General features: G+C 43.2%; 12 protein-coding genes. All 12 read right to left on the bottom strand.

The annotated features are described in order from the left end of the window. Positions 1 to 87: 87 nt before the first annotated feature. Positions 88 to 1,083, bottom strand: a complete 996-nt coding sequence (locus G5B30_RS07720; protein ID WP_165319395.1) for a FecR family protein — start codon at positions 1,081 to 1,083, stop codon at positions 88 to 90. Between the two features lie 381 nt (positions 1,084 to 1,464). Further along, on the bottom strand, positions 1,465 to 2,355 hold the full coding sequence (locus tag G5B30_RS07715) for a crotonase/enoyl-CoA hydratase family protein (RefSeq protein WP_165319394.1): 891 nt from the start codon (positions 2,353 to 2,355) through the stop codon (positions 1,465 to 1,467). Positions 2,356 to 2,494: 139 nt separating this feature from the next. Next, on the bottom strand, positions 2,495 to 3,904 hold the full coding sequence (locus tag G5B30_RS07710; protein WP_206367048.1) for a 7TM diverse intracellular signaling domain-containing protein: 1,410 nt from the start codon (positions 3,902 to 3,904) through the stop codon (positions 2,495 to 2,497). A gap of 75 nt (positions 3,905 to 3,979) precedes the next feature. Next, the gene (locus G5B30_RS07705; RefSeq protein ID WP_165319392.1) at positions 3,980 to 5,143 is read right to left on the bottom strand and encodes a sialidase family protein; all 1,164 of its coding nucleotides are present in this window, start codon (positions 5,141 to 5,143) and stop codon (positions 3,980 to 3,982) included. Then, positions 5,140 to 6,342: an AGE family epimerase/isomerase gene (locus G5B30_RS07700; protein ID WP_240903136.1), complete on the bottom strand. Its 1,203-nt coding sequence runs from the start codon at positions 6,340 to 6,342 to the stop codon at positions 5,140 to 5,142. The genes G5B30_RS07705 and G5B30_RS07700 overlap by 4 nt, the downstream gene beginning before the upstream one ends. Further along, positions 6,339 to 8,417 (bottom strand): GDSL-type esterase/lipase family protein, encoded by a 2,079-nt coding sequence (locus tag G5B30_RS07695; RefSeq protein ID WP_165319391.1) that lies wholly within the window; start codon positions 8,415 to 8,417, stop codon positions 6,339 to 6,341. Before G5B30_RS07695 ends, G5B30_RS07700 begins: the two co-directional genes overlap by 4 nt. Then, the gene (locus tag G5B30_RS07690) at positions 8,407 to 9,645 is read right to left on the bottom strand and encodes an MFS transporter (RefSeq protein ID WP_165319390.1); all 1,239 of its coding nucleotides are present in this window, start codon (positions 9,643 to 9,645) and stop codon (positions 8,407 to 8,409) included. The genes G5B30_RS07695 and G5B30_RS07690 overlap by 11 nt, the downstream gene beginning before the upstream one ends. Position 9,646: 1 nt before the next feature. Beyond that, positions 9,647 to 10,753 carry a hypothetical protein gene (locus tag G5B30_RS07685; protein ID WP_165319389.1) on the bottom strand — a complete coding sequence of 369 codons (1,107 nt, stop codon included), beginning with the start codon at positions 10,751 to 10,753 and terminating at the stop codon, positions 9,647 to 9,649. A 35-nt stretch (positions 10,754 to 10,788) separates the two neighbouring features. Beyond that, complete coding sequence (locus G5B30_RS07680; protein WP_165319388.1) at positions 10,789 to 11,709, bottom strand: dihydrodipicolinate synthase family protein; 921 nt, start codon at positions 11,707 to 11,709, stop codon at positions 10,789 to 10,791. Between the two features lie 20 nt (positions 11,710 to 11,729). After that, positions 11,730 to 12,929: a sialidase family protein gene (locus tag G5B30_RS07675; protein ID WP_165319387.1), complete on the bottom strand. Its 1,200-nt coding sequence runs from the start codon at positions 12,927 to 12,929 to the stop codon at positions 11,730 to 11,732. Between the two features lie 15 nt (positions 12,930 to 12,944). Next, the gene (locus G5B30_RS07670; protein ID WP_165319386.1) at positions 12,945 to 14,369 is read right to left on the bottom strand and encodes a LamG-like jellyroll fold domain-containing protein; all 1,425 of its coding nucleotides are present in this window, start codon (positions 14,367 to 14,369) and stop codon (positions 12,945 to 12,947) included. An 11-nt stretch (positions 14,370 to 14,380) separates the two neighbouring features. Then, positions 14,381 to 15,913 carry a RagB/SusD family nutrient uptake outer membrane protein gene (locus G5B30_RS07665; RefSeq protein WP_165319385.1) on the bottom strand — a complete coding sequence of 511 codons (1,533 nt, stop codon included), beginning with the start codon at positions 15,911 to 15,913 and terminating at the stop codon, positions 14,381 to 14,383. Between the last annotated feature and the right edge of the window lie 5 nt (positions 15,914 to 15,918).

The following is a 15,918-nucleotide window of genomic DNA, read 5'->3' as shown; positions in this document are numbered from 1 at the left end:
TGCTTTTAGTTCCATTTTAGGAGACAACAGCATTTCTACTAAAACGCTATCTGACAACTTCGTGTTTTTCACTGATACTATTCCAATTTAATATTTACTAATATATATATCCTTTTCTGCTGTATTTTCATTGATTTGGATACTATACTTAATTGGTAAAGATTTTTTCACTGTTTCAAGAAACTGCTCTAAATTTTCAAACCTGATTTTAGCCGTAAAAAGCATATTTTTCAACTCTTCGTCTTTCAATATAAAATTTACATTGTACCAATTACTTAACTTCTCGAACACATTCCACAGCGGTTCATCTTCAAAAAGTAATTCCCCGTTGACCCATGATTTATAAAGTGCTACAGGCTTTTCGTTATAGGTGATCGATTTTGTTTTTGTATTGTATCTGGCAAGTGATCCGGGATTCATACTAAGCTTATGTTCTGCATTTGCCAATGTAATTTCACCTTCCATAAGTGATGCCTCAAAAAAACCTTTTTTAGTTGATGCATTAATATTAAACTTCGTACCTGTCACGATCGTCTTCATCATCGTATTATTAATAATAAAAGGATGTTCCTTATCTGATGTGACTTCAAAATAGGCCTCTCCTTCCACCATAGTAACCAATCGTTCCTTACCCTTAAATTCGCGTGGGTAACGGAAAGTAGTCGATTGATTTAACCAGACATGGGTACTGTCACTTAATAGAAGTTGTGTGACTGTACCTGGATGTGTGGTCACTTCTAAAAAATCCTCTTTATTGTATTCCGAAGAAGGAGCCATAAGGAAATAAAGAATCGCTCCTAATAATGGAAAAAATAAGATAACTGCGACTCGCCTGTACAAGGACATGGAACGAAGCATGAATAGTGTGGTACGATTTTTCCTATCGGGTAGTCCTAGTTTCTGATGGATATTATTTAACATATCGTCAAAGTTAGGTGCCCCCTTTTTCATAGTTATATTATACCCGTCCCATACTTTTTTAAGTTTTTCCCTCGGTACCTGCGATATAAAATCCTGATAATCATCATCGACCTCTTCCCTTTTCTTTCCTCTTAAGTATTCTAATAGTTCTTTTTCTTCCATTTTGACACTTTATCTACTATAGTACGTAACCAGCTTTGCCTAACCCCTATTTACTCTATAATTTTTATAACAAGAAATCATCCGCGACAGCTTCCGTTTACATTGTTTAAAAAATCAGTTGAATCGCGTGTCTTTTGAATATGGAAGACCTGATAGAAGGAGCATCGGTAATATACAGCTTTCGTTGTTTTAGGTGTGCATAAACTGGAAGCCTCGATTTTCAGTAACAAAACTGTTAAAAAAATGATAAAAGAACAGAAAAAAGAAGGTGACAATAAGTTTGGCACCGAGTTTGATATGTATAAAGTAATTTCATATTTAGGTTAATAATTGGTTTGGTTAAAATCCTGGAGCTCCCCGCTTCAGGATTTTTTATGCCCCTTACGCCGTAGCTCTAACCATTTCCTCCGATTTATCCATCTTTCTGTTTTGGGCATTCACCAACCGTTCCATTAACTGAAGATTATCATCGGTCAGCCGCAGCGCTGCATCAACCCATATTTCGGTAATATCCAGTAGTTCTTGTTTCGTCAGTGGATGTACACACTGCTTAGCTCTTTGGATCGCTTGGAACGAATTTTTGGAACGATCGGTCTTCCGTACCCAATCCCGTAATGCCTGTTCCCCCTCTCCCTTTTCCACCAGAACGTCGACCACACCCATTTCGTACAGTTCCTCTGTCGTGTAAATCTTGCCGGATCGCATCATTTCCTCTGCGGCACGTATCCCGATCCGCCGTGCCAAGAGACTGATTGCCCCCATACCGGGAAACAGATTAAACAATACTTCGGGAAATCCACCTACACCGCCCTTCTCCGCAATAAGTACATGGGCACAAAGAGCAGCTTCAAAACCGCCCCCCAAAGCCTTGCCCCGAAGCAGGGAAATAGACGTAATCGGGGATCGCATATTATAGAATTCCCATAAATTTTCAATACCAAGATGGGCATACTCCAACAGTTTGTCCCTTTCCTGCCTCTCAATCCATCCTCTAAATACAGCGAGGTCCCCACCTAGATTGAAGATCCCTTCGATATCGGATGCCAATACCATATAATTTGTTGGCTGATGCGCACGAACGTCGGGATCAGCCTGGGCTGCCGCGACCTGTGTTTGATGTGTCAGCAGCTCGCGCATACATGCCTGCGTCAGACAAGGACGGGGATGAGGTTTCATAAAAATCCAAGTGATACCAAATTCAGGTTCATAACGGACTCGTACTTGTTCATACTGGACGATATTACCAGAGATAAGATCAATAGAAGTATTCATACTAGATATGTTAAGATTGTTTGTTTTGATACGGATAGGTCCTCCGCGATAAAATTACTGCAATCCTTACTTCTATCCCCCACCCGTTCGGGTAGTTTTTTATTTTTCCACCTCTTTATAGCGCTTTTTCAGCGAATAGTTAGGCCGATACGCCATGAATCTTGCTGACCGCTTGGGCGCGGTTGTTGATATCCATCTTCATATAAATATTTCGGATATGGAACTTGACGGTATTGGATGAAAGGTATAATGTCTCTCCTATCCGCTGATTGGTGAAGCCTTCGGCAAGGAGTTTGAGAACATCTATCTCGCGTTCGCTTAGTCCAAATTGATCTTGCAACTGTGTAAACACATCCTGTTCCGGCAACACCTCCTTATCATCAGTTTCGACCACTGGCCGCTCTTTTAGATACCGCTGGATCTCTTCTCGGTAGTAGGCGTGTTCCTTGTGCAATACTTTTACACGATGAAGGATCCCGATACTTAAGATAAGCATCTGTAAAATATTACCTATCTTCAATTCGCTCGGCATCAAATTCAGAAAATTCGGCCCTGCAAATCGAAAGATAAAAAAATACAGTGTAAAGAACAGCGACAGCGTGGAAGCCAATACATAAAACCGGGCTTCGATATGCTTCCTAAATCTTGACACAGCAATACCCCAATATAAACCCACTAATAAGGGAAGCCCCATATTTCCCAACAGTACGGCTCCTGTCCAGTCCCAAAGGATATAGGCCAAGAAGCAGCAAGCTATTACAAACAGAATAGCTCGAGTTATCTGATAAGCATAATTATACCGGTGATCTAACTCTAAAAACTTTGCAGAAAAGAGTGCACTGGCAAAAACAGCTCCCCACATCACAGGCAGGCTTGCATAATTAAGCCAGATGGCATTCCGGCTGACCAGCACATAAAGCCCATCTGCATAAGCAAATAAAAGGGTTACCAAGAACAATAAACAACTGTAATAGAGAAATTTTGGCTCCCGGAAACTAAAGTAGAGTATAAGGTTAACAAGCAGCACGATTCCTGCTATACCATAATAAATCCCCAATTTTAACAGACTGATACTCTCGGCTTTATAAAAATCCATCTCAGTGGTTACGGTGACCGGAAACAGTATCTCTTTTTTCAGTCGTGTTTTTAGCCATACTGTCGAGGTATTCCCTTCCACTTTAAACCGCACATACCGTAAATATTCGCCATCTTTCTTCTTAAAATCATTCCCTTGAACATCGGTTGTCCGGATTTCGTCCTGAATCGACTGGAAAAGGAAGACCGAATCCAGGTGTGGATTTTTTATCGCGATGATCAGATCCTTGTCCGGCTGCTTGTTTTCTATATCCAGCCTGAACCAGTAGATCCCTTTATTATGGAATAAGGGGCTTGCCGATTTCAGTGGCACAAATGCTTGCTCCCTAAGATCGGCAACAGACAACGTATCGACAGCCGTATAATACCAGGACCGCTGAACGGTGACCTGCGCAGATAGCTTCAATGCCGGCAAAAAGAAAAAGAAACAGAAAATTAAACAACAGTTCTTCAAGATAAAGGTTGATTTGCGATGAACCCTACGAAATCAACACAAACATAGAAAAATTAGTTGGAAATATGATGCTTCTTATAGCTCGACCGATTCAAAAACAATATATTTATAACGATCGAACTCGTATAATACGCCGATTTTCTTCTTATTCAGGAAGACCATATCACAATAGGCCGAATAGGAGCCTTTATATCCTTCAGGTGCTTTGGCGATGACTTTGTTGAAGTACCAGGTTTTGCCCTTGTCTTTGCTCAACCGCAAGGTCAGGTTATCACGTCGTAATGTATCCGCTGCGTTACATACAGCCAATAAAAACTTACCCTTTTTTAAGTGTCTTGATATCGTCGCTCCTTGATTAACCGGATCAGGCAGATTGTTATCGTAGTAGGTCGTATCCCAGGTTGCACCACCATTCGAAGAATAAGAGACGATACGTTGTTTGACATTGCCTTGCTGGTTACGGCTATTCATATAGACTCCCGTTGGTGCGATCTGAGCAGCCATGCTTTCATTCCCTCCTTCAAAAGGAATAGTTGAAGACAATTTAAAAGTCTTACCATGGTCGTCAGAATAGTAGGCATGGACTTTATAGTCCCTACCTTTAGGTAAAGGTTCACCGGCAGAATGATTGGCAGCAATATAAAGACGTCCTTTATATGGACCGGTAACAAATTGAAACCCCTGCCCCGGTGTATTGGCATAAGCGCGCCAGTCTTCCTCTGATCGATAGTCCGTATGAAATGACGGTGCGTGAGGCTTGTGCACCTGTGCCGTGATATTGATCGCTTCGGACCAGGTCTCTCCCTGATCTACGCTGGTGATATACCAGACTTCACGCACACCTAATCCTTTGCGCACTTCACCTTCATGGTTGTTACCGGTATTATAAAACAAAAACAGTCGGCCATTTTTATACTGCGGATCGAATAGATCGAAAACAGGTGCTGCATTCCCGGCCTGCAGATGTCCATTATCGGCCGCTATCCGTAGTGCGCTCCATGTTTTTCCATAGTCTTTGCTGATTTTATAAACGATATCGACATTTCCAAAGTCTTTTGCATCATCCACACGGCCTTCCGCAAAGGCGATTACTATACCATTTTTGAGATGCACCATCGCCGGAATACGGTAACTGGAATACCCATCCTGGCCGGCTTCAAAAACTATTGTCCGTTGTTGACTATACCCTGCTACAACAATGAGGGCCACCATAACTAATAATATGCTTATTTTCTTCATTTTCTATTCAAATATTTTTTTAACAACAAATAACAATACCATTCCTGTCTCGGCAAATGGAAAGGTCCTTTAAATAAGTTTCCTTTTGCCGTCTGGCTAACCGTGTTATCGTAGTTGAGGTACCCAAACCATTCTCCATGCTCTTTATCATGGAAACTGGCGTAAGCATACTGACGAATACGATCGTGCATATCGAGATACTTGTCATTGTCCGTCAAGGTATAGGCCAGCAGACAAGCTATGATAGTCTCATTCTGAGGCCACCAGAACTTCATATTATGCCAGTATTCCTGTACCGGATTATCATACACATCCAGAAAATATTTAATCCCGCCATAAATGGGATCCCAGCCCCGCTCCCACATATAATCCAGCATCCGACAGCCCAATTCAACGAGACGCGGATCGTTATTTCTATACTTCGCTTCATGCAGGATAAACCAAGCTCCCTCAATGGCGTGTCCTGGATTTAATGTCCGGCCATCAATGCTGTCCACAATAGACCCATCTAACGCTACTTGTTCCATCACGCATTGGATATCGTCCTTCACAAAATTAGTTTCTATTTCCTGGATGAGTTGCAACATGTAGTCATCATAGTCCTGTATTCCCAGATTTTCCCGAAGCTGCTGTGCGGTATTGAGCATAATCATTGGAACACCTATACCTTTCATTGGACGGGTATCATTGAACTTACCCGGCAATGATATTTCTCCGGATGCATATTTCCGGCATCTTTCAAACAAGTCAATGGCTTCTTGGCGTATCGCTTGATCGCCTGTCAATTTGGCGTAGGCTGCAAAAGCAATGACCGCAAATGTTTCCGAAAAGAAGTAACGTCGCTTGCGGATAGGATGTCCTTCACGCGTCACATGAAAATACATACGCCCGTCGGTATCAAAGCATTTACTTTTGAGAAATTCGTATCCCAAGCGTGCTCCCTCATGCCACTCCGCACGGTACTCTATGGAATTACACAGGGTAGCCAATAACCAAGTTGCACGTCCTTGTATCCACACCGCCTTGTCTGTGTCAATCAATCGGCCATCCGCATCACGCATCAACAAGAAACCACCAAATTCTCTATCGTAGCTTCTGGGAAACCAAAAGGGAATAGTGTCATCAAGAAGCTGATGTTTATAAAAGTCTTCTAATTCTTTCAAATGTGTTAGCACATTCTTATGTTCTTTTATCATCATAAATCAATTTTAAATGTGGGTATTGGAATTAAATTTTCATTGTAAATGTTCGCTCGGGTATAGGGCTGATAGGCATAACGCAACTGTACAAAAGAGGAGATGCTATCGCCAATCTTCAGCTGTATCGTGTTATCTTTTAATTCGACAGACAGGTTGTGGTGTATTTTTCCAAACTTATCGACCAACTCAAAGCCTACAGGAACTTCACTTCCGTCGGCAACATGAAAGGTAGCAACATGATCGAAGTGCAAAAGCAATCCGTCTTTTTCCTTGGAGAATCCATTCAGATGAGGCGGCAATAAGTTTTTGGAATCGCCGTATAGTGTCGCCCGCACCGCTTGGCTCAAGCGTAAACCAACCGGATATTTATTCGTCGGGTGCACATTGAGCGAGTCGCCTACATCATAACTCGGCACCACCCAAGCACGCTCTACCTCTCCTTCCAGCTGACGTTGGCTATTTCTGAAATTCGGCCATGAGGGTCTGTTTATGCCCGAAAGCTGCACATAATAAAAAGGCAATTCAGGCGCATTCCAAGCTTCTCGCCACGAGGTCAATAACATAGGGAAAAGCAACTCGTGCAATTCCGCATTATGGGCATTACTCTCACCTTGATACCATAATACCCCTTTAATTTGGAAATCTTTCCATTTATCTACTCCCGCTTCAAAATTATAAGCCGGCTGATAAGGATGTCGCTGATTTTTCACACTGCTGTTTTTCAAGTTCAGCGCAGCTCTTGTCCGACAAAAATCCTGTATAAAATCAGCGGTCAGCCAATTGTGGATATAGCTCGCCGTAACTGGATTATGTTCCAATGTTTTACGGTCAATCCAAGACTCCGTATTCGATCCTCCTACCGCCATTTCTACAATGGCCAGCGGCACTTCAGGAAGGTATGCCGAAAGCGCATCTAAAAAAGCCACTCCTATTGCAGAGTAATGCATAGATGCAGCAGCATTTAAATCGCTCCATTTTCCATTAAAGAATTCCAGCTTGTTCGTTTTTTCTAAAGTAGCTGTATCCCAGGATATTTTATTGGTTTCCGCTATGGCCTTATTTTTAAAATAGCGAATATGCTTTGGCCATACCTTCTGTTGAAATCGACGTACCTGCATCGTATCGAGCTTTAATTCAAAATCCATATTGGACTGACCTGAAGCGAAATATACATCACCAAAATAAACGGAATCAAGACGTACCATATCTCGGTTGTCCCGAATCGTTAAGGAGTACGGCCCACCGGCGGGTTGTGCAGGAAGAACCACACACCATCGCCCCAACGAATCCACCTTACCTTGCAGACGTTGTGTATCCAATAGTAGATCTATTGCCGAAAAAGCCTTACCCCTGCCCGTCAGCTTGATATCTTTACCTCGCTGTAGTACCATGCCCGAACCGTAAATAGCATCTACGGCCAACTTATATTCCGGCGCTATCAGATGATGGAATATCGTCTCGGCAATGATCTGTGTGCCTTCGACATTCGGATGAAGAAAATCACCAAATAGGTCTATACGATTGTGCAACGGTTGCCTCAGGTCAATTAAAGGAAGATTCCTCGCATGACTGATGCTTTTTATACGTTCTTGTATCGCATCATACCAATCTCGGGTACCCGACAGAAATCTTTTGTGCCCACTGAAAATAGGCGTATTGATGCATATGTAGACCTGCTCTGCCTGCGCTTGCTTAAAATAACTATCGATCAAACTGTTATAATCGGCTATAAAGTGAGCCCCGTAGTTGGGCCAGTTTCGGGGATCCGTATCATTTAGTCCCAATGCAATAATAACAATATCCGGTTTGAACGCTAAAGACTGTCTATATTTCTCGGATTGGATATAAGGTTTATGGCCTTCAGACAATAAAGTCGAACCGCTTACACCAAAATTTCGAACGTCATATGTGTTTCCAAGGTATTGTTGAAGTATGCTGGGGTAATCTTTTCCTACCGGCAACATCAAGGCTTCAGTGACCGAATTACCGATACAGGCTACTTTTATTTTCTCTTGAGCCGAGGAAATAGAAAGAGTGAGCACAAAAACAAAACATGTAAGCAATCTATATTTCACGAGTTTTTGGTTTCAAGGTTAGCAACTGAACAATAATTACGAACAAAACAATAAAGGCCAGTAAAGCAAAATCATTACCCAGATCTCCTTGTTCGGCCGACGCTCCCAATATATTGGTGATCAAAGCGCCAGACAGCACGCCTACGAAATTCATGATTCCGTACGCCGTTGCGCGATGTTCTTTATTTACAAACTGGCATAGAATCGGCATATTGTTGGCATCAAACATACCGAAGCCTATTCCAAATAGTATCCCCGCACCGACAATAGCCCATACCTGATGGCTAAATCCGATAAGCAATATGGAGGGAACAGTCAGTAACAATCCGATCGCGCTCGTATAAATCCGACCTCTTATGTTTTTAATTACCCATTTATCCGAGAGTATACCGCCTAAAATAACACCGATGAAAGAGGAAGCTGCAATGGTAATTGTCGAGAGCGGGCCTGCGGTCGACATCGGTAAATGCAGGTTCTCGGCAAAAAGCGTGGGCAACCAGTTTTTCGTAGCCCATCCCGGTAAGCTTGGAATAGCAAAATAAAACAGAATAACCCAAAACGATATATTACTGAATAGTAGCCCTAATACCCTAAAAATACTGGAGTTATTCCGAGGAGCAGTATCTGCTATCGTTGACTTGAAACGGTTGGGCACTTCTTTTAAAGCCAGCAATAAGACAAAGGCATAGACGACGCCGACGAGCCCAAATACCTTAAATACGACGTGCCAAGAGTGATCTTCCGCTATTGTTCCTCCAAATCCCCCTAAAGCCTGCCCCATATATAATCCGGTCATATGTATACCGATAGCCAGGGAACGCGTTCTGTCACTATGATAATCGGCTATTAGTGCCAATGCAGCGGGAATATACATCGCCTCGCTCACGCCCATGACACTGCGCAAAATCATCAATTCGGTCAGATTCGTCGAAAATCCCATCAATAAGGTAACCGCCGACCATACAAATAAACTGAATACGATGACGTGCTTTCGGTTGAAGCGATCCGAAATCAAACCCGAAACGGGGCTCATAAATGCATATATCCAAAGAAAAACTGCCATGAGGTTACCAAAAACCCGCGCGCTCTCCAATTCTGCAATATCGATCTGCATCGCAGGACGCAAGGTGGATAGGATCTGTCTGTCCATATAATTGAGTAAGGCCACGACCCAAAGTAAGCCGACTACAACCCACGCATATCCCGATGTTTTCTCTCTATATTGCATGTTAATCTTTAATTATTTTTCCGATATAAATCTTATCTGTCCGCACACCGGCTTTAATCTCTCCGCTGGGAATCATTAGAAAATTGCTATCCAGGCGAACCGCGGTCGTCGTTACGGGCATATCGAACGGAAAGTCTGCCTCAAGCGCTTTCCATGTTTCCGCTCCGATATCATAGACCAATTGCTTTTTACTAAATCCGGGATGATTTGCCTGCAGCCTGTTCTTTCGCTGTGTAATACTATCCTTTCGTGTCATATCTTGTTCCGTCGCCGCCTGTAAGAGTAATTCTTCAACCTGATGATAGGTCTGGGCATTATCACCTCCAAGAAAAAAGATGACGCCCTTATACCTTATCCCAACCGCTGCGGCAAGAGGTTCCGGTAAACTCGTTAAGGAGGAAATCGTATTTTCTTGGGTATCAAATAAGTACACACGATCACTGAAAGGGCTTATTTCATTAGCTACACGATACCTTCCGCCCATAATATAAAGGTCCTTCCCCACCGCAACGACTACGGCATTACTGATCCCGTGAGGCAATTGCTGTACGTTTTCCCATGTATTGCTCCCCTTGCTGTCCAACCGGAGAATCTGATCCGAAGTAAACTTCTCGGTTTCGCCGCCAACCAAATATAACACATGACCCACACAGACCAATCCGGCACTGCTGATGCCTTCCGGTAAATTGGGTAACGTATCGATGACCAAATCTTCGTCCGCACCAATACCTATTGCGTAGGCACCCTTTGATAAACCAGCTTCATTCTCTCCGCCCACAACGTATATCTTGTCGTTATCCGAATAGCAGGCGGCGTAAGCCAGCGGAGAGGGCAATTGATCAGTATGATGATAAGTCAATATCTGATTATGCCAAGTGTATACAAAGACGTCCCCATGGTATTTCTTGTGTCCTCCTTCCCAAGGCTTCCCATCGGGAAAGTTGGCTCCACCTCCAATGATTACTTTACTTCCTACGCTACCGACCAGCGGCCCCGCCAATCCCAGATGGGGCTGCCCCACGCTATCCGCAGGTAGATCCACGGCACCCCACTCGATTTTTATATCATCTTTTACGTCGTGCATGCACGAACTCGCTAATTGTATCATCAGGCAACCTATCCATATATTACGTCCAACATGCATTACTTTGATCTAAAGGTTTCAAAGCCCAGAGCTCCTGCTTCTGTGGAAAAGAGTTCATATTCTGCTGTCGACATGTTATGCACGGGAAGTCTAAAATTCCCACAGTCCAATCCCAGAAGTTTCATATAAAATTTCCCGGTTGAAATCCCTCCGTACTTACCCAGCAAAGTGATAAAATCAATCGATTTTTGTTGAAGATCACGCGCTTGTTCAACATCGCCATTTTCATAGGCCGTAATCAAGTCGTGATACAACGGTGCGATGTAATTGTATGTACTGCCTACCGCTCCCTTGCTTCCAAGTACAAGTGCTGAAAGCATATTTTCGTCCCGCCCCCATAACATATCGTATTTTCCATTCCGAAAATGCAGACACGACAGAAAATCCATAAAATCCTCCTGCGTATATTTAATACCTGCAAAATTTGGACATTCTCCATCTACGGCCTTTAACAGATCGATCATCGGAAAATTCACACCCGTCAACACGGGAATATGGTAGTAGTAAAATGGTGTACCGGGACACACGCGAGCAACCTCTTTACAAATTCGGGCTAGATACTCTACATTCCGGGGTTTAAAATAGAAAGGTGCAGTCAGTGAAACGGCATCTACTCCAATCTCTTCTGCTTTAACGGCCAACATCTTGCATTCTTTCAGATTGGTTCCGCCTAAGAACATAATCAGCTTAAAATCCGTATTCTCCTTCGAAACCGCTCTCCACTTCTCCATTACTGCTACTTTCTCCTCATAGGTCAACGAAACTCCCTCACCCGTGGAGCCACAAATAAAAGCTCCGGTCACTTTATTTCGGATCAGTGTCTCGTAATAGGCTGGTATTAAATCCAGATTTATACGATCATCGTTGTCAAATGGTGTAAAAGGTGCTGCTATTAACCCTGTAATATGTTCTATCTTCATTCTTGTATATTAAATTGTTATTAAAACCAATAATCCTTATCCAGTATCTCTTTGGGTATCACAATGACGTCGAGCCGCATCCAGTTATAGCCCCGTACTGAGGTACGGGTGAAACCTTGCGTATCGGCACTTTCGAATACCACCGCAAAATCCCCATTATTCATCTGCGTGATACAGCTGTAGCCTGCCGCTTTATTATACAAAAGCTGCTGATTGTTCCAAGTCAATCCACCGTCGAGACTCCGGTAAATCATGAAATTGGACCTGTTGTCCGTGGTACTCGTGACGGGCCCGCCGGCAGGTCCTGTATAGAAGAGCACACTGTCCTGCCCCCATATACTTCCTTGACATCCGCCCGCGACACTGCGCAAGGCAATATCTAGTTCAAATTTCGTCCAGCTTATCCCGCCATCCTCGCTGAATGCCCGATATCGGGTTGCATCGCCTCTACGGTTATATATCAGCGTGTTATTAGGTGATTCGGCGATCTGAAATTCACCTCCGTCTGTCATTTCCTGTCCAAGCTCCCATGTGACACCATGATCATCACTGTATAATACCCTGTTCCGTGTTGACGAGCCATTATATACCCGTATCGGTACAATAAGACGGTCAGGATAGTCGCTGTTGGCATTCATCTGAATGCCAGATCCGGGACCAAAACCATTTAGGCTGAAGCTATTCGGAACAATATCGTCAGTAACATTCTGAGGAACAGACCAAGTCGCACCATTGTCGTCCGAATAACACATCCATCCGGTATTGTCTTGCATCGACACATCTCCTGCCGGCCATCGGCAGGCAAACAGAAATATACGGCCGGTGACTTTGTCTACTGTCGCTACGGGATCCATAAAAGCATTGCTCCCATCCGATAATAAGACTTCCATAGCAGACCAAGTCGCACCGTTATCCTTGCTGATTTTCAGCACCAGATCCGTCGGACTTTTGTCTCCCCAGCTGACCTTACGTGCTTCACAAAACAACAGGAGATCTCCGTTTTTTGCCGTGACAAGTGATGGAATCCGATAGGAATGGATCCCATCGATACCTGCGGTGAATGCATTATAGATTTCTATATCTGCTAAAGGAATATGATGTGCCACCGGATATTTTATGATCGACGGCGACGTAAGGATGTCCTTATCCTGCGAACAGGAAATATGGCCTGAGCAAAATATGCTGATTAGCGATAATGCTATGATATTCTTTGTTTTCATCTGTTTTTTTTACTACTATTCTACAATCCGTTGATTAACGACTACATTACCATGAATAACGCCATGGTGTTTGCTCTGCGCTTTATTCTCTAATGTATTGCCTGATATCTCTTCAAAATCCCATTCAGCGACGATATGTGTATAATCATCTATTTCAAATGCATTCATATCTCCCAAGATTTCCGCTTCGGAAAGCGCAGTTTTATACACGCGGATATTATCCACGGCTCCTTTCAGTTTAGTTGTCGTCGATGTGCTTTGTGTACCTATTACAAAATCCGCTGTTGGTATGGAAAGGTCCTGATCTGAGGTCTTGATGTTAGCTGTCGTGGAAGAAGTAATTAACTCACCATCCCGGTAAATTCTACATATCTTTTGGGTACCAGTCTGATCGTACACAAAAGTAATATGGTGCCATTGATTCCCTTCAATAGTAAAATCTGCCGGAGCATATGATGTACCTAAATTTCCATCGGAGCTTCTCAGATTAGCAGCCAACAAACCGGATCCGTTCGCTACAATTTCATATCCATTGCCATTTCTTTTGGTTATGAATCTTGCTCCATTATGATCGCCGACACGTTCCCAAAATGTAATAGTCATACTTTCACCCATATTAATATCCAATTCTGTATCATGGGGTACAGTGATATAATTTGTCGTGCCGTCGAACTCCATATAAGTTGATATTTTCGGTTTGTCGCCCTCCAGTTTGTCCGACAGGATATCAGCCAGTTTTTGCGTACCTGCAGTATTGAGTTTATCGCCATTGAAATACTGCGGATCGATTGTTCCGCCAGTTCCGGCAAAGGCGGCATTGACATCCATATAAGACAGCTTGTCCTTATCAGTCAGGTAATTGGCCAGCATTTGATTAAGCTGATCGTAAACAGCGTGATAAGCGGTATTAGCTGGTGTTTTTAAGAGTGACAGATAAGTTACCTCCGCACCCGACAGGTTATACTGTAGTCCTTCGATGAGTACCTTCACCAGGTTGAACGTCGCAGTCACACTTTTCCCCGCCTGGAGTTCGCTTTCACCCACATAAAGGAATACCTGTCTTGGGTTATACGGCATAACAATACGGCTTGAATAGAATTGCACGGCATCCACAACAACATTTTCGATAGATCTGTTGTAAATCACGTCATCATCAAAATAATCCTGTGCATTCGGCCAGTTGGTAAAGAGGGAGTTGCCCAACAATACAACCTGTCCCACTTGAATAGGATGTTCTTTATCCCAGGCCTCATAGGCTTTGACCTGCGCGAGGTAAGGCTTATAAGCTTCAGGCACCGCGATAGTATCGACAGGTTCAGGCGCCAGTGCTGTATCTCTCATAGGTGCTTCACCGGTATAAAACGATGTCTTTTGACACGCCGTATACATTACAGCTAGTGCTATTATCCCTATATGTAGTAGTTTCTTTAAGCTTTTCATAATATCCTGATTTACTTTTTATAACCGTCTGTTTGTTCCAGTAACGGATCAGAGTTTAATGTCGTTCTGCTGATCGGAAGTAGTAGCTTGTACGCATTGCCTTCCGATAGGTACGCCGGATTAATGTTGTCAAATACGTAGTCGTCTCCCGCTCTGCGCAATGCCCACCAGAGTTTACCTTCACCTATAAATTCGCGGAGATACTCTTCCAGAATGGCATCCATATTCTGTGTTTTGCTGCCATTTACAAATACCGGATATCCCGCCCCATAAGCACGTTGGCGAATAGCATTGATTTCATCAGCAGGATTCTCACCAAGCTTTGTTTTTGCTTCAGCCATCAACAAGAGTACATCCGCATATCGGTAGATCGGATAATCATTATTATAAACCCGTAAACCTTCATAAACATTACCGATATATTTGGTTAGCATAACACCTATTAAAGGATAGCCCGTTGTATTGCTGTGCATGGTTGCTATACTGGCCGTCACCCGTCTATCTTCCGGCGTTATATTTTTCAATTCGTTGATCATCGCTGTATTCATACCTACTCGACTCCCTGCTCCGGTGATATTGGGGTAGAGGGCACTTACCAGACCCGCGTTGGAAGAATTGGCGTTCAGCATGGTGTTGTTTACTGCTGCCGCGTTAATCATAAATAAATTAAAGACTTTGTTTTCCTCCTGATCGCGTTCATAATTAATGGCAAAAATGACTTCTTTGTTATTGACCTTTTTATCGGCATTAAAAATATCTGCATAATTATCCTGTAGACCTAAGGATGGTCCAGACATTCCTCTGACCTGTTCTAAAGCATTTTTTGCTGTAATCAGATCGTCATCATCTTGGGTATGGTGGGTATATTTCCAGATATGGACATCACCTTTTAAGATCAGGGAAGCCGCCAGATTCCAGTACACCCGCTTCGGCGCAAACGTATTGTTACCAGCAAATAAACTGATAGACTGCTCAATATCATTTTCTATCAGTTGCATGACTACCTCCTCTTCGGCCCTGGGCTTATATAAGGCCGCTAAGTCGTTTACAGCATCGATCGCCTGATCTGTGATGGGCACCTTACCCCAGGTCTTGAGCATCGTATAGTAAACAAAAGCACGGAGACCATATACCTCGGCAAGAATTTTATTCCTTTCCGCTTCGGGCAATTTACTCTGTGGTATCAACTTGAGGGCCCGGTTAAGGCGAAATATCATCCCATAAAATCCTGCCCAATTACTGGCAACGACGTTTTCGGCATCGTAATTATGCGTATAGTAATTCCTCAATCCCGCATCGGCGCTCTCCGAAAACAGACCATCCGCCCAAAGTTGGGAACGCATTTCCCCTAATTCAAAAAGTACGCCATTGTATGTTCTGAACGAACTGTATAGTCCATAATACAATGTTCGCGCAGCGGCTGGATCGTTTAAGATCAGCTGCTCATTTAAACTGGTCGGTGGCACGACTTCCTCGAGTATCTTGTTGCACGAGATTTGAATCGTACAGGTTGCTACCAAAACTATATATATAAACTTTTTCATCCTTG

The organism is Sphingobacterium sp. SGG-5, from assembly GCF_011043525.1.
GTDB lineage: Bacteria > Bacteroidota > Bacteroidia > Sphingobacteriales > Sphingobacteriaceae > Sphingobacterium.
This window is presented reverse-complemented; position numbering and strand designations above follow the sequence as displayed.